Origin of the sequence: Rhizomicrobium electricum (assembly GCF_011762045.1) — a bacterium.
Taxonomy (GTDB): Bacteria; Pseudomonadota; Alphaproteobacteria; order Micropepsales; family Micropepsaceae; genus Rhizomicrobium; species Rhizomicrobium electricum.
The window spans coordinates 58726-75388 of sequence record NZ_JAASQS010000002.1 but is presented as its reverse complement, the minus strand read 5'-3'; the positions used below and the strand labels follow the sequence as shown (position 1 = coordinate 75388).

At 62.8% G+C, this 16663-nt stretch carries 22 protein-coding genes; 11 read left to right on the top strand and 11 right to left on the bottom strand.

Annotated elements, in window-relative coordinates:
• Positions 1 to 9: 9 nt before the first annotated feature.
• From FHS84_RS03200 to FHS84_RS03185, 4 genes are all read left to right on the top strand, one after another.
• Positions 10 to 612 carry a class I SAM-dependent methyltransferase gene (locus tag FHS84_RS03200; RefSeq protein WP_166930327.1) on the top strand — a complete coding sequence of 201 codons (603 nt, stop codon included), beginning with the start codon at positions 10 to 12 and terminating at the stop codon, positions 610 to 612.
• 96 nt (positions 613 to 708) lie between these two features.
• Entirely contained in the window at positions 709 to 1932 is a 1224-nt protein-coding gene (locus FHS84_RS03195) for a sensor histidine kinase (RefSeq protein WP_166930325.1), read from the top strand.
• 120 nt (positions 1933 to 2052) lie between these two features.
• Positions 2053 to 2382 carry a hypothetical protein gene (locus tag FHS84_RS03190; protein ID WP_166930323.1) on the top strand — a complete coding sequence of 110 codons (330 nt, stop codon included), beginning with the start codon at positions 2053 to 2055 and terminating at the stop codon, positions 2380 to 2382.
• A complete protein-coding gene (locus FHS84_RS03185) occupies positions 2379 to 3002 on the top strand; it encodes a hypothetical protein (RefSeq protein ID WP_166930321.1) in 624 nt (207 codons plus the stop codon). Before FHS84_RS03190 ends, FHS84_RS03185 begins: the two co-directional genes overlap by 4 nt.
• On the opposite strand, the gene FHS84_RS03180 is transcribed toward FHS84_RS03185, so the two are convergent.
• On the bottom strand, positions 2999 to 3583 hold the full coding sequence (locus FHS84_RS03180; RefSeq protein WP_166930319.1) for a nitroreductase family protein: 585 nt from the start codon (positions 3581 to 3583) through the stop codon (positions 2999 to 3001). The genes FHS84_RS03185 and FHS84_RS03180 overlap by 4 nt on opposite strands.
• 114 nt (positions 3584 to 3697) lie before the next feature.
• On the opposite strand from FHS84_RS03180, the gene cysE reads away from it, so the two are divergent.
• From cysE to FHS84_RS03165, 3 genes are all read left to right on the top strand, one after another.
• Positions 3698 to 4513, top strand: a complete 816-nt coding sequence (cysE, locus tag FHS84_RS03175) for a serine O-acetyltransferase (protein ID WP_166930317.1) — start codon at positions 3698 to 3700, stop codon at positions 4511 to 4513.
• A 120-nt stretch (positions 4514 to 4633) separates the two neighbouring features.
• The gene (locus FHS84_RS03170; RefSeq protein ID WP_166930315.1) at positions 4634 to 4864 is read left to right on the top strand and encodes a DUF3126 family protein; all 231 of its coding nucleotides are present in this window, start codon (positions 4634 to 4636) and stop codon (positions 4862 to 4864) included.
• A gap of 7 nt (positions 4865 to 4871) precedes the next feature.
• On the top strand, positions 4872 to 6077 hold the full coding sequence (locus tag FHS84_RS03165; protein WP_166930313.1) for a hypothetical protein: 1206 nt from the start codon (positions 4872 to 4874) through the stop codon (positions 6075 to 6077).
• On the opposite strand, the gene FHS84_RS03160 is transcribed toward FHS84_RS03165, so the two are convergent.
• On the bottom strand, positions 6078 to 7028 hold the full coding sequence (locus FHS84_RS03160) for a helix-turn-helix transcriptional regulator (protein ID WP_166930311.1): 951 nt from the start codon (positions 7026 to 7028) through the stop codon (positions 6078 to 6080). It lies immediately after the preceding gene.
• 277 nt (positions 7029 to 7305) lie between these two features.
• On the opposite strand from FHS84_RS03160, the gene FHS84_RS03155 reads away from it, so the two are divergent.
• Positions 7306 to 7599, top strand: coding sequence for a winged helix-turn-helix transcriptional regulator (locus FHS84_RS03155; protein WP_166931773.1), 294 nt, complete (start codon positions 7306 to 7308; stop codon positions 7597 to 7599).
• Between the two features lie 68 nt (positions 7600 to 7667).
• Here the strand turns inward: FHS84_RS03155 and FHS84_RS03150 are convergent, their stop codons facing one another.
• On the bottom strand, positions 7668 to 8396 hold the full coding sequence (locus FHS84_RS03150) for a hypothetical protein (protein ID WP_166930309.1): 729 nt from the start codon (positions 8394 to 8396) through the stop codon (positions 7668 to 7670).
• Positions 8397 to 8777: 381 nt separating this feature from the next.
• Here FHS84_RS03150 and FHS84_RS03145 point away from each other — a divergent pair, with 381 nt between their 5' ends.
• A complete protein-coding gene (locus tag FHS84_RS03145; RefSeq protein WP_166930307.1) occupies positions 8778 to 9068 on the top strand; it encodes a DUF6949 family protein in 291 nt (96 codons plus the stop codon).
• A 2-nt stretch (positions 9069 to 9070) separates the two neighbouring features.
• Here the strand turns inward: FHS84_RS03145 and FHS84_RS03140 are convergent, their stop codons facing one another.
• Positions 9071 to 9811 (bottom strand): PhoH family protein, encoded by a 741-nt coding sequence (locus tag FHS84_RS03140; protein WP_166930305.1) that lies wholly within the window; start codon positions 9809 to 9811, stop codon positions 9071 to 9073.
• 281 nt (positions 9812 to 10092) lie between these two features.
• Here FHS84_RS03140 and FHS84_RS03135 point away from each other — a divergent pair, with 281 nt between their 5' ends.
• Positions 10093 to 10626, top strand: a complete 534-nt coding sequence (locus FHS84_RS03135; RefSeq protein ID WP_166930303.1) for a gamma carbonic anhydrase family protein — start codon at positions 10093 to 10095, stop codon at positions 10624 to 10626.
• Between the two features lie 80 nt (positions 10627 to 10706).
• The gene (locus tag FHS84_RS03130) at positions 10707 to 11378 is read left to right on the top strand and encodes a CHASE3 domain-containing protein (protein ID WP_166930301.1); all 672 of its coding nucleotides are present in this window, start codon (positions 10707 to 10709) and stop codon (positions 11376 to 11378) included.
• Here FHS84_RS03130 and FHS84_RS03125 read toward each other — a convergent pair.
• The 7 genes from FHS84_RS03125 to FHS84_RS03095 form a co-directional block, all read right to left on the bottom strand.
• Positions 11375 to 11941, bottom strand: a complete 567-nt coding sequence (locus FHS84_RS03125; protein ID WP_166930299.1) for a DUF4339 domain-containing protein — start codon at positions 11939 to 11941, stop codon at positions 11375 to 11377. The two genes, FHS84_RS03130 and FHS84_RS03125, sit on opposite strands and share 4 nt — an antisense overlap.
• 126 nt (positions 11942 to 12067) lie before the next feature.
• The gene (locus FHS84_RS03120) at positions 12068 to 12718 is read right to left on the bottom strand and encodes a hypothetical protein (RefSeq protein ID WP_166930297.1); all 651 of its coding nucleotides are present in this window, start codon (positions 12716 to 12718) and stop codon (positions 12068 to 12070) included.
• Positions 12719 to 12817: 99 nt separating this feature from the next.
• Positions 12818 to 12970, bottom strand: a complete 153-nt coding sequence (locus tag FHS84_RS03115; RefSeq protein ID WP_166930295.1) for a DUF3309 family protein — start codon at positions 12968 to 12970, stop codon at positions 12818 to 12820.
• A gap of 132 nt (positions 12971 to 13102) precedes the next feature.
• Entirely contained in the window at positions 13103 to 14065 is a 963-nt protein-coding gene (locus FHS84_RS03110; protein ID WP_166930293.1) for a DUF5700 domain-containing putative Zn-dependent protease, read from the bottom strand.
• A 112-nt stretch (positions 14066 to 14177) separates the two neighbouring features.
• A complete protein-coding gene (locus FHS84_RS03105) occupies positions 14178 to 15557 on the bottom strand; it encodes a glycoside hydrolase family 43 protein (RefSeq protein ID WP_166930291.1) in 1380 nt (459 codons plus the stop codon).
• 71 nt (positions 15558 to 15628) lie between these two features.
• Positions 15629 to 16162, bottom strand: a complete 534-nt coding sequence (ppa, locus tag FHS84_RS03100) for an inorganic diphosphatase (protein ID WP_166930289.1) — start codon at positions 16160 to 16162, stop codon at positions 15629 to 15631.
• A 94-nt stretch (positions 16163 to 16256) separates the two neighbouring features.
• A complete protein-coding gene (locus FHS84_RS03095) occupies positions 16257 to 16661 on the bottom strand; it encodes a DUF4019 domain-containing protein (RefSeq protein ID WP_166930287.1) in 405 nt (134 codons plus the stop codon).
• Positions 16662 to 16663: the final 2 nt, after the last annotated feature.

Genomic DNA, 16663 nt, shown 5'->3' with positions numbered 1-16663 from the left:
ATACACCCAATGCGCTCCACCGCCGATCTCTTCCGGCTAATGCGGAGCATTCCGGATTTCCGGCGTTACGGGCATCTGCAAGAGGAATTCGGCTTCGATCATTGGCATGTAAAAAGCCCTTACCGGCGGCGACCCTACAAACGGCGCGTGGTTGCGGTGATCGACGGCTTTGCGCCCGAGACGGTGGTGGAGATCGGTTGCGGCTTGGGCGAAATCATATGCCGCATCAAGGCTCCGCGCCGGTTCGGCTTCGATCTCGAAGCATCCGTGATCGAAGGCGCGAAGGCGCTGCATGGTTCCGCGGTGGCGTTTCATCAAGGCGATCTGTGCAAACCTGTGGCGATAGCCGCCATAGTCGGCGGACCGATCGATGTGCTGGTGGCGGTGAACTGGCCGCACATGCTGCCGTTCGACGACATCGTAACGGCTATCGCCGGACTTACCGATAGAACGCCGGTACGCACTCTGATCATCGACACCATTCATCCCGACCGGCCGGGCTATCAGCATTACCACACGGTCGGCGATGTGAGGCGGCTCGGCGACGTAACGGCGACGGTTTCGGGCGGCGATTTCATTCGGGAGTTGCACGCGGTGCGACTGTCACAATAACTTCGCAAAAACGCGGCGTTCCGGCGCGCCCGCTTTAACGGACAGCAAACGACGCCTGCCTACTTTCGTCCGCGCGAGCAACGGGCGGGTAAGCGTATGAGTTCGTTTGGCGGCGTACATGCCAGCAAGCCGGATATCGATGCCGCCTGGACGGCGGGACGGATCGCGGTCGGACTGCCTCCGATTTCAGAGGATGCCACCTGCGCCGAAGTCTATGAGATGCTGCATGCGCCCGGTGCTCCGCGTGCCGCAGCCGTGGTCGATTACGACGGCCGCGTGCTTGGATTGATCAATCGGCTGCGCTTCCTGTCGAAATACGCCCAGCGCTTCATACCTGAGCTTTACGGCCGGCGGTCGATCATGGCGCTGGCCAATCCTTATGCCCTGGTTCTCGACGAAAACATGCGGGTGAGCGAGGTCGCCGCCACGATCACCGAGGATCATCCCGATGCGTTGCGCGAGTGCTTCGTCATCACCCAGGGCGGCAAGTATCTCGGTATCGGCACGTCGGAGGAACTGGTCAAGGCGAAGATGGCGCTCCTGGCTGCGCGCGAAGAGCAGCTCAATGCCGCCATGGTGGCCGCGGACGACGCCGATCGTACGCGTTCGAATTTTCTCGCCTTGATGAGCCACGAATTGCGCACGCCGCTCAACGCCATCATCGGCTTTTCGGAAGTGATCGCGGGCGAGATGTTCGGGCCGCATTCGGTCAAGCGCTACGGCGATTACGCCAACGACATTCTCGGTGCCGGACGACATCTGCTGGCACTTATCAACGACATCCTCGATCTTTCGAAGATCGATGCCGGCCATCTGGAGCTGCATTCCGAGCCGGTCGATCTTTGCGCCTTGCTGCAGGATGCGGTGAAGTTCCTGGCCGGACGTGCGGCCGACGGCAAAGTGAGGCTCTGCCTTGCCATGCCCGACGAATTGCCTCCGGTCCGCGCCGATGCGCTGCGGTTGAAGCAGGTGCTGCTGAACCTTTTGTCAAACGCCGTGAAATTCACGCTGCCGGACGGCACGGTCACGATCGGCGCCTGCGTTGCGGCGAACGGCGGCGTCGAAATCAGTGTCGCCGATACCGGCATCGGCATGGCGCCGGACGAAATCCCGATCGCGCTGGAGCCGTTCCGCCAAGTGTCGTCCCCGCACGCGCGCAATGTGGAAGGCACCGGTCTCGGTTTGTCGCTCGCCAAGGCTCTCACCGAGCGGCATGGAGGGACGCTGTCGATCGAAAGCAAACGCGACGTCGGCACGACGGTCCGCATCCATCTGCCGCCGGGGCGGACGATCGCTGCGGACAGCACTGCCGCGGCGTGATCGAACATTGCCCTAAAGCATCTGCATTGGGTGCCCGAGCCAACCGATGGTTTGGTGTTGCAACCAATAATTGTAGTACTATCCTGAAGTGCGGATGTGACTCACCGGCTGGAGGGCACCATGGCGTTGTGTTTCACGCGCAGCGACACCGACACGCTCAAGATCCGCTGCCAAGGCTGTCGCGGTTCAGCGACGATTTCGCGGCAGGATATTGACGATCTCTTCGCGGGAAAGAAGGAGACCATCAAGGTTCGGCTGCTGAGCTATGGTCCCCCAAGCGCAACCGACGAGAGCGGCGCGAATTACATGAATTTCAAGCTCGATCTCGACAACAAGCAGCTTCGCACCCGGCTGACGAAAGCGCTGGGCGCCGAGCGCGCCAAGCCGCTGGTCGTCAAAGGCGTTGCGATGGGCAAAGTACCGTCCGCATCGCGAAGAGGTGCCCGGTGAGCGCCGACGCGGGCGACAAATCCGGCGAAACGCCCGCCAACACCATTCGAGAAACCATCAAATGGGTCATCGCCGCGTTCGCCGCGCCGTTGGCGATCATGGTGGGAACGAGCCCGCTGGCGAATTTCGGCGCCCTCGAAGGTAACCGGCTGGCCGTAGCGATCCTCTGCGGCGGCGTTGGCGTCGGCATGATCCTGTGGGCGATCAAAGAAGCGTCGGACGTCTTGCTCCTGGACACCTATTACCTGAGCCAGGTCCGGAGCGAGCAATCGGAATACGTCGATGCGCACGCCGACGATTTGCTGCCGTTCGGGTATCACAGCCTCGAGGAATTCCTGTTCGAGCGCAAGCAACGGCGCGGCGAACTGGCGGATACCGAGGACGAGAAGGAAAAGGAAAAACTCCGCGCCCAACTCGACAAAATGCAGACGTTCGTCATGCGCATCATCACCGTGTCGCACTACGAACGGATGCGGGAGGATTTCAAGCACCGGCGCGCGCGACTGCTGACCGCTGCAGTGATCGGCACTGTGGCGTTCGGCGGCTTCGCCTGGGCGACAGGGGCACCGGTCAAGACCGATGCAAAGCCGCCGGTCAGCGTCTACTGCGGCGCCCGCTAGAAGCGCGTGACGATCTTCGCCATGTCCGGCCGCACGCGTTCTTCGAGTTCGACCGCGCTTTTGCCGATGTAGATGAAGCCCGCAATGCGTTCGCCCGGCTTGAGACCAAAGCGCTCCTTCACGCCGGGATGATAGGCGTACCATTCGGTCAGCCAGTTGGCGACGTAGCCGAGCGCGTGCGCCGCCATCAGCATGGTCTGGCAGACGGCACCGGCCGACAATTCCTGCTCCCATAGGGGAATGGGGATGCCCTCGCGGGTGCGGCTGACGACGGCCACCACCACGGGCGCGCGCAGAAACCGGCCAGCCTCCTGGGCCGCCCGCTCCTCGGACAACTTCTCGGTCTCGCACAGTGCCTCGACCAGCAGCTTGCCGGCGCGGGTGCGGGCGTCGCCTTCGAAGACGACAAAGCGCCAGGGGAACAGTTTGCCGTGGTCGGGCACGCGCGCGGCGGCCTTCAGGATTGTCGCCAGTTCGGCGGCGTCGGGCCCCGGCCCGGTCATGGCCTTGGCCGAGCCGGAACGGCGGCTGAGCAGGAGGTCGATGGCGTCGGGAGCAGGGCGATTGAGGGGATTTTCCATAATTTCCGTAGGGCTGATTGCAGGGTGGTGTTCGGGCACCTATCTATGCAGTTTGATGCCGGAGCGTTTGGCGGTACTGCCTCCATACGATAAAGTGCGCCGCAGGAGAGGAAAATGTCTGTTTCGTTCGAAAAAGTGGCGGCCGTCGACCCGATCTGGACTGCCCTGCGGCAGCAGGCGGAGCAGTTGGCCACGCGGGAGCCGGCTCTGGCGAGTTTCGTCCATGCCACGATCCTCAACCATGCCCGGCTGGAAGACGCTCTATCGTACCACCTCGCCAAGAAGGTGGGGGACGACGATATCAGCCCGATGCAGGCGCGCGAGATTTTCGATCAGGCGCTGACCGCCGACCCCGGTATCGGGCAGGCGGTACGGGCCGATCTTTCCGCCGTGTTCGAACGCGATCCGGCGTGCCATTCCTATGTCGAAGCGTTCCTCTACTACAAAGGCTTCCACTCGCTGCAGTGCTATCGCATTTCGCATTGGCTGTGGACGGTCGGGCGCGAAGGCATGGCGCTGTTCTTCCAGAGCCGTATTTCGGAGCTGTTCGACGTCGATATCCATCCGGCGGCGCAGCTCGGACGCGGAATCATGATCGACCATGCCACCGGCGTGGTGATCGGTGAGACCGCCGTGGTCGGCGACGACGTTTCGATGCTGCACGGCGTGACGCTCGGCGGTACCGGCAAGGAAACCGGCGATCGCCATCCCAAGATCGGCCGCGGCGTGTTGTTGTCGATGGGCGCCAAGGTGCTCGGCAACATCACGGTCGGCGAGTATTCGCGTATCGGTGCGGGTTCGGTGGTGCTGAAGTCGATTCCGGCGCACTGCACGGCGGTGGGCGTTCCCGCCAAGCTGGTGCATTGTGCCGGCTGCGACCGTCCCAGCCAGGAAATGAATCAGTTCATCGACGAGGGCGACGGGCTGTAACCGGCGCAATTTGCGAGTCGCTATCGCGGCAATCGGCAGCGATTCCGGATTTCGGACCGGAAGTTGCTTGACCGGCCCAAGCGGGCATGCGACTCCAAACCGTCCGCGATGGAGGCGAGAGTGAACCGTAGCGAAATCTGGCGTGTCGAAAAATATCTGCGGAACCTGTTCCGACTGGACACGATCACCCTGGTGGAGCGTCCCAAGCAGCCCGATTCCGTCGAGGTGATGGTCAACGGCGAGTTCATCGGCGTTGTCTTCAAGGATGAAGAAGACGGCGAGATCTCCTACGCCTTCAACATGGCGATCCTGGAAATGGATTTGCCGCCGGCGCCGGCCAGCCGCGCCTGATCCGACGATGTTTGCGGCGCGGTCCGGAGCAGCCGGGTTTCTCGCCCGGCATCACTCGGCCGCGCTGTCTGCGGTGGCCGCGTTCGCTGGACTTGCAACCGCTGCCGCGACGGCATCCGTCTGGTACCAATCGATCGTTTGGCTCGATGTAGCCGCACTGGCGCTCGGCGCTGTGCTTGCGGCGGCGATCGGCTATTGGCATCTGCGCCATTTGACGTTGGCGATCCTGGTGGCCGTGACGCCGCTGCCGGGTCTGTTGTGGGCTGCGCCGCTGTCCGCCGGATCGTCTTTCGGATTGGTTCCGGTGATCGCCTACGCTTTCGGCTTCGCGCTGGCGACCCTGTATGTGCAACGTCTGCTCGACCGGCTTCTGAGATCCAGGGCGGGCGAGGCCCCGTGGTACGCGACCGGCGTCATGCTGGTGCTGACGGCCGTCCTGGTGCCGATATGGTTTCACGGCACAAATAGCAATGCGGCGGTGCAGGCCGCGAGCGATCTCATCGGGACTTCCGCTTCGGTGCTGCTGCTTCTGCCGCTTTCGCTGCCGCTGCTTCGCTTCGACGAGGCGTTCGTCGCCGAGGCCAACCGGGCGCGCGAGCGGCGCGGGCGGATTTTCGAATGGCTCGGCGGTGCGGCGATTCCGCGTTGGGGTTTGTCGTTCACCGGGATCGCGTTGGTCTTCCTGGCGCTCGGATGGTTCGGCGCCGAGGCGATGCTGCTGCGGGGCTGGTGGCAGTTTGCTCTGACGGCTGTGCTGGTGTGTGCCGCGCTCGGTGCATTTGCCGGCGGTTGGCGCGAAGGCCTCGGCCTCGGACTGGTGTTGGCGCTTGTTACCGTCGTCGCACTGTGGTGGCGCAGTTACGATCCGCGATTGCCGTTCGGTGCCGTCGCCATTTTGGAAATGACGATGCTAGCCGGACTGCTGGCGCTTGCGGGAGCACGGCAGATGCGGCGGTGGCGCGCAAGTGGCGAGCCGTCCGACATGGTCCGCCGCCGCGCGCTGGAAGACTCGGCAGGTGGCGTGTTTGCGACACTCGGCGCAACCGCAGCCGCAATGCCGTCGCTGATCCACGCCGGCGCGCCGGTGGTCGTGCTGTCGATCCTCGCTGCGGGGCTGTGCGGCGCGCTGCTGTTTCCGGCGATCCTGACGGCACTCGAAACGCTGCTGCCGCACCGCCGTTCGGTCGAGGACGTGTTCCACGCCGGCCGGTAGCTACCGTTTCCGCACGGTCTCAGACGGCAGTTCGCCGAAAGCTAGGCGATAGCGTTCGGCAAAACGTCCGAGATCGACGAAACCCCAGCGGCGGGCTATCTCGGATATCCGCGCCGAGCTTTGGGAGTTCTTGAGTTCGCGCCGCACGGCTTCGAGGCGCAGTTGTCTCAGATAGGCGATCGGGGTCGTCCCCTTGAAATCCCTGAAGCCGTTCTCGAGCGTGCGCGGCGTGACGTAACAGGCATCGGCGATGTCGCGGATGCGGATCGGAGCGCCGGCGTTGGCGCGCATGTATTCGATCGCCTGCTTGACGGCGCGCGGAGCGGGACCTGCGTGCCTGGGGACTTGGCCGATGCGATCCAGCAACGGCTCGAAAATCATCCGCAGCACCGCCTCGCTCATCAATTCGGAAGCCAGCGTCGAAGGCGATTGCGGGCAGGAAAGGTCGCGGGCGATCGCGCTGAGCAGCCGGCGGATCACTTCACCGCGGTCGTCGCCGAGATTGAGCACGGGCATCGGCGGCAAATTTTCGAGCGGTACCGAGCCGAACACCGACGATATCGCGCACGAGGCTTCCTCGATCGACCATTTCAGCGACGTGCGTGCGTGTTCTCCGGCACAGAGCGAGACGTTGTCGCGTTCTTCCGGCGTGTAGAGAACGATGGCTTGTCCCGGCCCGGCGACACGCTCGCCATGGCTGTCGATCACCTTCAAGCCGCCGACCTTCGGCAAGGTCACGAATACGGTGTTCTTGATCGAGGCCTTCGTCCGGAAATTCCATTCCGCGTTCGCCCGAATACGCCACAGCGCGCGGTTGTTCCGAGCCACGAGCATGCCCGACCAGTGGAAGCGATCGGGATGATCGACATGGGCGATCCGAACGTCAGGCAGATAATCCGCGAACTTCTCCGCCAGAGTACCGGCCCCACCACCGATGTTGTGATTGACCATGTGAGACTGCCCCCCGGCAGCGGCCTCTTTTCCGAGAGACGTGCCGGCATCCTGTCGTGCGGAGTTCGATGAGTATGCAGGCTCCGAAAGCCCTGCGCGATTTGCGAAGGAATTGCGGCGCGGAGACTGGAGCACCGGGCGGACTCATTCAAGATGTCCGCCCAGTCTGGGGGTAGCCCAAACGAACCAAAAAGGAGGCTCGGGGGCTTTGGGACTTTGCGTTGAGAGTTGCTTCGTCCGCACGCCGGAAACGGCCGATTTGTGTTCCGTGCATTGGATGGCCAGGGAGTTCGGCGACAAGTGGAGTCTGCCGGTCCTGTGCCAACTGAGTGCCGGACCGTTGCGATTTCTCCAGTTAAAACGCGCTTTGGGGGTGGTTTCTCAGCGTATGCTCACGCGGACGCTGAAGAAGCTGGAGAAAATCGGAGTGGTCGCCCGCACGGAGCGGCTGGGGCCTTCGCCGCAAGTCAGCTACGAACTAACCCAGAGCGGACAGTCCGTGTATGAAGCGGTCCGGCTTCTCAACGTCTGGATGGCCAAGCACGATCTGACCATGCTCAAGAAATCGTGATCCCGCCGGAATGCAATCTAAAAGTTGTAGTTGTGCGAATTTTCCCGTAACGCGGGCAGTGCACCGATTCAGGGTGTGCCGGCTGTCTTGCGGAATGTGGCGATCAGCTTGTCGGCCTTGGCGGTGATGTCGCGCCAGGTATCGAGGTGCGCACGCTTGAAGCGCATCGACAACGTCACGCCGCGTGCCAATTGGGTCTCGCGCAGACAACTCGGGCTCGGCACTTCGGGCGATTGCTTCACACAGCGCAGCACCACCGGACCGGCATCGGTCTGGCCGACGAACAGCTCTTCGTTGCGATAGCCGGTGTCCCGCCGGAACGTATAGCGGTGCAGTCCGTAAGGGCCGTCGTCGCCGCGGCGGTCGGAGAGATAATCCGGCCAGACCCGCTTCAGCTTGTCCGCTTCGCTCAGGGACGCTTTGGCTTTGATGGTGAGATAGACGACGTCGGAATCCTCCGCATTGCTGGCGAAGGCATCCGCCGCCCAATTCGACCAGCCGGAGAGGTCGGGCAGCAGCGCGAACAGGGCCGCTTCGGCTCGCGTGCCGCCGGTGCGGGCACTGTCATAGATCAGGTAGTTGGCCGGGATGCGGAAGGCGAGGCCGCCGACGGTGAGGGCGACGAGATCGCTGCGCGATGTCGGCGCGGCTTGCTCGTTGAACAGGCCTTCGCCGCGCGGCGCCAGATAGAAAAACAGAAAAGCCGCCGACAGGGCGAACGTCACCCCGAATACGCTCAAAGGGATCAGCCAGCCGGAGCGCCGGCGGACGGTTTCGTCGTCGTTCAAACGGCCCATCGGAAGTCTTGGCCCCACGCAGTGCGAGTCGAGTTTTTTACAGTATGGGCCAACCGGAAAAGGAGAGTTAGCGGCTAAAGCAACGGACTTTAAATTCGCCTCATGCTGATGGCAGGCACCGAGCGAATTTAAAGTCCAAAGTTGCTTTAGCATCATATTGAATCCTAAAGCGTCTTTGGACCTTAAATGCGACCCTGAACCTGATCCCAGCACTGGGTCGCATTTAAGGTCCGACGCTTTAGCCCAAATCGGAACGACGCTACCCGCCGCTGTTGCATTGGCGCGCCAGTTCCGCCCAACCCGTTCCATTCCGGGACAAAATCGGCGCTCCAGCCGGGCACGCGGTCTGCAGAACCACTCCCAAAACACAGGGGAAGCGGCATGCACGGCCTGATTATCATCTTCTTCGCCATCGCGATCGGGTTCACCGCCTCGGGGATCACCGCCAACCTTTACCGCCTGATCGCCAAGAAGCCGGAAAGCCTGAAGGCCCGGCTGGTCTATGCCGGCGTGATGGTCGTGGCCGGTCCCAACGTGCTGTTCGAGAACGCCGCGACGTCGTTCAAGACCAAGAAATGCTCCAGCATCGCGTTCTGGCTGGCCGCCGCGATCGCCGGTTATTGGAGCTTCGTCCTCGGCCTGTTCGTGCTGAACATCTACGTGGCGAGGTAGGCTCAGAGGACCGTCAGCATTCCGGCCACCAGCGGGTGGCGGACGATGTCGGCGTCGGCGAGGCGAACCACCGCGATCTCCGGCACATGCTCCAACCGGTCGGCGACATCCTTGAGGCCCGAAAGGCCGGGCAACAGGTCCGTCTGGTCGGGATCGCCGGTGAGCACCATGGTGGAGCGCCAGCCCAGCCGCGTCAGCAGCATCTTGAGCTGGGTGTAGGTGCAGTTCTGCGCCTCGTCGATGACGATGAAACAATCGCTGAGCGTACGCCCGCGCATGTAGGCAACCGGCGCGATCTCGATGATGTTCTCCGCGACCAGTGCTTTCAGCCGTTTGGTGCCGAGCCGCTCGGTCAGCGCGTCGTAGAGCGGCCGGAGATAAGGCGCCAGCTTGTGCTCGAGATCGCCGGGCAGAAAACCGAGGCTCTCGCCGGCTTCGACCGCCGGCCGCGTCAGCACCACGCGACTGACCCGTCCGGTTTCGAGCGCTTCGACCGCTTTGACGATGGCGAGATAGGTCTTGCCGGTGCCCGCCGGCCCGAGCGCGACAGTCACCGCGCGCTCCTCAAGGGCATCCATCAGTTTTTGCTGTGCCGGGCTCATCGCCCGGACGTTCTTCACATATTTTCGTTCTCGTGGTCGTTCGTCATGCGGACTCCAACCCGTCCTGGACGGAAACAACGGACGGACGTTTTCGCTGTCTGGTAACTCACGGGACTTGTAACGCGCAGATCGTTTGGCCATGGGTACTCCCTGGTCAACTTGCAGACACCGGAAATTTGAGATGAGGAAGCGTGACGGCGGCGAGGCCTTGAAAAACCGGAAATCTCAACTGTGCAACGCCGCACCGTTTGATGTCCCCCGCAGGAAGCGAAGTCGAATCACGCCAACACGCCAAGAATATCAGAACAACGCCTTCCGGCGCCGACAATTTCGCATCGTCACATATCTGGCATAATGCCGAATGAAGCGGCACACTGCGCGAGCAACGTGCCGCGATAACAAGCAGTATTGGATGCAAACGAATGCCGTTCTATTCGATTGACGGGATCGCCCCAGAACTTCCGCCCGCCGGCGAATACTACATCGCACCCGATGCCGTTCTGATCGGACGCGTGCGTCTGATGAAGAACGCCAGCGTCTGGTTCGGCGCAGTGCTGCGCGGCGACAACGACTGGATCACGATCGGCGAGGACTCCAACGTTCAGGACAATGCGGTGATCCATGCCGATCCGGGCCAGCCCGTCGTGCTCGGCAGAGGTGTCACGGTCGGCCATCGCGCCATCATCCATTCCGCCAGCGTGGGCGATCACAGCCTGATCGGCATGGGAGCCACGCTGCTCAACCGGGCACGGATCGGCTCCTATTGCGTGATCGGAGCCGGCGCTCTGGTGGCGGAGGACAAGGTCATCGCCGACGGCACTCTGGCGCTCGGTGCACCCGCCCGGCCGATCCGCAGTCTCGACGAAGAACAGCGTAAACGGCTGGAGCTTTCGGCGGCGATTTATGTCGCCAATTCCCGCCGGTTTCGTGAGGGCCTGCAGCCGGTTAATCTGTAAGCGCTGCTGACGGCATGGACGTTAACGGGGACGCAACTGTTACGTGTTAGTAGGTGGTTCCCCTAACGGGATTCCGGGGTATGTCGTCTTCCGCGCTCAAGGCGCAGCTTTCCGAAATGGGCAAGGCCATGCTGGTGGCGGGCCTGGCGCTTCTGGTCGCGACAGCCGTGCTGCTCGTGTCGGCAGAGCGCGACCTGCGCAACAGCAACGAGGCGGTGCAACGGACCAATGGAGCGCTGCTGCAGCTCGCCGAAATCGAATTCCTCGTCATCGGCGTCGACTATTCGGCGCGCGGCTATGCCCTGACGGGCGAGCAGTTGTTCTTCGATCACGAAAACGAAAAGCAGCGCGACCTCAAGCTGGGACTGGCCGAACTCGGCCGGCTTGTCGATGCGAAACATGCCGGAGAAGTTACTCGGCTGGAACGTCTGATCGACCGCCACGCCGTCGTATATGCCCAATTCGTGAAGACCGGCGCGCGCGACACCGAAGCCATGGCCGCGCTCATCACCAATCCGATGCAGCGCCAGAAGCGCTACGACGTCCTCAACGAAGTGCGCGCGCTGCGCATCGGCTTGATGGACGATCTGGTGAGCCATCAGGTGCAGGCCGAAAAGCAACAGCGCTACACCCTGATCCTGACGTTCGTGATCGTCGCTACGGCGTTTCTCGGCGGCATCGTGGAAGTGGCGATGAAGAACGTTTTCCGCCGCCGCCGCGGTCTTCGCGCATCGGTCTCGACCGAGGCTTAATCCGCCGCCTGCTGGCGCTGCGCTTCCTGCCAGACGCGCCGGATGCGCGCGTCGTTTTCCGGACCGTAATTGAACCACGCCGCCTTGTTGTTGCTGGCATCGACGATGAACAGCATGTCGAGGCGGCCGAGGCGCTGGATCAGCGTATTGCGCAGGGCGTTGATGGTCATCTCGCTGGCGAGCAGCCAAGCCTGCGGCATCAGCTGGATCGCCTGACCGCAGCGCTGGATTTCCTGTTCGAGCCCTGCGATCGAACTCGACTTCATTTCGGCCATGATGACGAAGCGCGATTGCGATGCCGGTTCCGGCTCGCGCACCGCATAAGCGGCGCCGAGATCGCCTTCCGCGGTGAAGAACACCGGACGCTGCGGCGCCGGCGCAGCGGGGCGGAAGAGGGCGGCAAGCGCCTCGTATTCATGAGCGGGCGCAAAGCGTCCGGCGTTGTCGGATGCGACCAGCGAGTGTGGCGCCAGGCGTCCTTCGCTCGCGAACAGCCGCATCTGTTCGAGCGTGTAGGGCCCGAAGCAGCGATCGTTCGCCTTGATGGTCCAAGTCGAAGCCATGCGTGCCGGATGCGAAACTGCGGCTTCTAAGTTAGATTTGAAACGTTACGGAAAGCTTTCGCCGACCCTGGGGGTAAAGAAAAGGCCCGGAAATCCGGGCCTTTAGCTCTCCCGTCCCAGGACGGATCAGTCGTCGAAATGCCAATTGCCGTCGTTGTAGCGGCAGGCCGTGCCCGAGCGGTTGTAGGACCGCCCGCGGACATAGGTGGTTTCGGACCACGACCGGCACACCCGGCCGCCGCGGTTGAATTCACGTTCCGGCACGAAATACCCGTAGTTGTCGCCATGGCGCCAGTCGTAGCGGCGGCCGAGGTCGCCGTTGAGGCCGGTGGCATAGGCGCGGAAGGCGTAGGGATGGTCTTCGCACGGGATGTCGCGCGAGACCGCGTTGCCGAGCAGGCCGCCCAGGATGGCGCCGCCGACCACTGCGCCGCCGTTGCCGTGACTTGCCGCACCACCGATCAGACCGCCGGCGAGAGCGCCGAACAGAGTCCCGGCCACCTTGTTATTGTCCTTGCGGCAGGTGTCCTCGTAATAGCCCTGCCGGTAGTAGTTGCCGGACGGCGGAGGCGGCGGGCCGTAATCGTCATCGTCGTCGTTGCGGTATTCGCTGAAGCGGTGATAGCGGCCGTTGCGGTCGTAATAGCCGTCGCGATCGGCGCGGCTGTAATAACCGTCGGGATCGGCACCCGGCGGCACCCAACTCGGTTGGGCCAAAGCCGGCGTCGCAACCAGAAGGGCCAATGCCACGCCCGCCAGCATCTTCATCTTCATCACGGCTGCACTCCTCTCAAGACCATGTTGACCCAAGCATCGGGTCTCGAGGCTGAACCGCTCCTGAACGGATTGGGGCGGAATCGGGACGTGAAGAAAACGTCAGATCCGTCCGATCAGCACCAGGATCAGTACGATGATCAATACCAGCCCAAGACCGCCCGACGGGTAATAGCCCCAACCCGAGGAGTATGGCCAGGACGGAAAGGCGCCGATGACCAGAAGGATCAACAGAACGATCAGGATCAGGCCCATGGGGTGCTCCACCGCTTCAATGCGGGAATGGAACGCTGTCCCGGACGGATGGTTCCGCTGTCAGCCGGGGCGTCCAGAATCGAAATCGAATCCTTCTAAACTGCGTGATATCGCCGTGCTTTATTTGGAAAATTACTTGGATTGCTCGGTCAGATAGGCGCGGATCAGCGGCTTGAGTTCGTCCGGGCTCATGCGCGCCAGCTCGGGCAGCGAGTAGCGGGCGGCCAGCGCTTCGGCCATGCGATAGCCCATGTAATACCCCGCGTTGGACGGCAGGCCGGGATAGGATTCGTTCATGTGAAACCACAGGCCGTAGGTTTTGCCTTTGGCGTCCATGTCGAGCAGCATCTGCGCCGAGGCCTGCTTCATCGCACCGGGCGCCTGCATCCGCTCGTAGAGATCGGCCGGCCACGCCAGCGCCTGTTTCGGCGTCGCGCCGGGAGTGATGCGATAACTGACATAGCTCGCCAGTCCCTCGACCCAGGCGCCCCACCACACCACGCCGAGATTCTGCTTCAGCGCGTTACCGAGCACTTGGCTGTGATGGACATGAAACATCTCGTGACTGAACAGGACCGGCAGATCGGACGGGGATTCGATCATCGCCAGCATGTCGATGCCGAACCGCATGCGATAGACGCCATCCGGCCCGACGCCGCCGCTGCCGCCAAAGCGCCCGAACGAGGGACCGAACAGGATCGGCGTCGTGCAGGCGAAATCGGGAAAGGCCTTGGCGAAGCGCGTCTCGGCGCTCGCGAAGACCTTCGGAAAATCCGCACTGAACGCGGCGAGCTTGGCGTCGGTCAGCGGCGGATAATCGCCGAAATGCTCGGGATGGTCGGGATCGAACAGGCGCACGGCATAGCCGCGCAATTCGTCGTCATTGCCGAAAATGTCCGACTTGAAGAACTCGGGATGCTTCGCCACCACCTCGGTGACGAAGCGCGCGGCGCGCTGATCCGGCGGCAGTCCGGCCGTGGCCGCGCGGAAAGCGAGCACCTCCGGCATGAGGTTGGTGGTCTGGCAGACGCCCGCAAACACCGGAGTGGTGCAGGCGAGGAGGCCGGCAAGCGCGGCAGCGGATCGCATCATCATGATGCTGATGTAGGTCCGCTGCTGCTCCCGTCAACACGGCGCGACGCAATTGCGCGGACGTCGGAATTTCCAGTACCGAGAAATCTGACTAGCGGCGCGCGTCGCCCAGCAGCTACTTGCCGGCCTTGGCGAATTGCCAGTAGTCAAAGTCGAACAGCGGATCCGATCCGTCGCCTTTGAACACGAAGAACAGGTCGTGCTTGCCGGCAGCGCCTTTCACGGGCGCGGAGAGGCTCTGCCAGGCGCCCCAGCCGCCGGTACTGCCGACCGCGAGAGTGCCGATCACCGGCCCGCTGAAGCTGTCCAGATGCAGCTCAATCGTGCCGCCGGCACCGCTGGCGACCCTGGCTGTGAAGCGCTCGGCGCCTTTGCCGAAATCGACTCCGGCGACCTTGATGTAGGTCTTATTGGTGATGCGGGTGACGTAGACGCTGTCGCCGTTCTTCGCGGTCTTGATTCCGGGCACCCAGTCGATCGGATGATCCCACGGGCTTGGTACGCGCGAAGTCCAGGCGATCGTTTCCGCTTCGACGCGGCGGTAGGGATCGAGCGACTCGATCTGGGCGACGCCTTCGGTATTCCACCACGGCAGATTGGGGATGGTGCCGTCGGCGTTGTAGTTGAATTTGGCGACCGTGATCGAACGGCGCTCGCGATGGACCGGCGTATCGTCGAAATTGAAGCGGTAATTGAAGCCGAAGACGTACGAGCCGCCTTTGTAGTCGATGATGCCGGGATGATTGCCCGACGATGCCTTGTTGCCGTCCATGATGTCGCCATGGTGCACCCAGGGGCCGGTCGGATGGTCGCTCATGACATAGCCGATGCCTTCGGAGCAGCAGGTCGAAGCGTAGGCGAGATAGTATTTGCCGCCGCGCTTATAGAACCACGGGCCTTCCTGATAATTGGCCGGCTTGGTGGGCTCCTGCACGATGGGGCCGCTGTACGACACCATGTCCTGGTTGAGCTTGACGTACCAAAGGTTCGGATTGCCCCAATAGAGATAGGCCTGACCGTCGTCGTCGACGAAGGCGGTGGGATCGATATAGCCGGTTACCGGTCCGACCAGCGGATGGCCGAGCGCGTCCTTGAACGGTCCCTCCGGTTTGTCGGCAACCGCGACGGCGATGACGTTCTTGGGCTCGCCCGGCACGCTGACAGGGGCATAGAGATAGAACTTGCCGTTGCGCGGCACCACTTGCGGCGCCCAGGCGTCGTTGTCCTGGCGCGCCCAGGGAAAGGTCTTGAGCGAAGCGACGGCGCCGTGATCGGTCCAGTTGACCATGTCGGTCGACGTGTACAGCCGCCACTCCTTCATCTTGAAGCCGTAGGCGTCGTCTTCGTCGTGGCTGGTGTAGAGATACACCGTGCCGTTGTAGACCATCGGCGCCGGATCGGCAGTGAAGTTGGTCTGGATGATCGGGTTTTCCGCATGGCTCGGACACGCGGCCGCCAGCGCTGCGACGGCTATCGCGCACACCGATTTCGACATGACCATTCTCCTGCTTTTGTCCGACAAGCTGTGGCGGAACGGGCAGTCAGTCAATACGTCGGGAAGACGCGCTATTTGTTCTCGGCGTAGCGCGCCAGACCTTCGCGGATCAGCCGGCGCGCGGTATCGGCGTCGCCCCAGCCGAGGATCTTCGACCACTTGCCGGGTTCGAGGTCCTTGTAGTGCTCGAAGAAGTGCTCGACCTGGTGGCGCGTGATATCGGGCAGGTCGGTGTAGTCGTGCACGCGCTCGTAGCGCAGGGTGAGATGCGGCGAGGGCACCGCGATGATCTTCTCGTCGGTGCCGCCGTCGTCTTCCATCATCAGCACGCCGACGGGACGCACATTGACGACCGCGCCCGGCACCAGCGCGCGGGTGTTGCAGACCAGAACGTCGACCGGATCGCCGTCGCCCGACAAGGTGTGCGGAATGAAGCCGTAATTGCCGGGATAGCGCATCGACGTATAGAGGAAGCGGTCGACCACCAGGACGCCCGCCTCCTTGTCGATTTCGTACTTGATCGGTTCGCCGCCGATGGGAACTTCCACCAGCACGTTGACGTCGAAGGGCGGGTTGTTGCCGGGGGCGATTTTGTCGATGCGCATGGCCGTCCCATGCCGTTCCTGACGTTGCGTCAGTCAACAGCAATTGTGGGCGCCGCAAGCGGAGTTGCGCGAGCGAAAATCACCCCGCGGCCGGTTAACCGAGCGAATATGCGGAAGTCCGCCAAGTGCCGCCGACATGTTCGAGGGTCACGCGTTCCTTCATCAGGCCGCCCTCGTATTGGGAGCGAAAATCGACCACGGCGGTATGCAAGGCGTCCTCCGTCCGCGCCGGCCGAAGCCGGAAACCCGTCACCTCGCGTACGATCACCTTGCCGGCCTTGCCGTGCCGCGTCGCGACCGTGTCCGTCCACGGATCGCACGGCTGCGCCGTCTTCAATGAGGGCGCCGCTTCGTTCCAGCCGGTGCGATACTCGCCGCGGTCCATCAGCATCAGCCACTCCTTGGCGGCATTGGTCGATGCCGCTTGCGGGTCGGGCCCGGCCGAATCGACCGAAACCGGCTTGAGGAAGGCGAATAAGCTGCTGAACAAACCTTTCACGA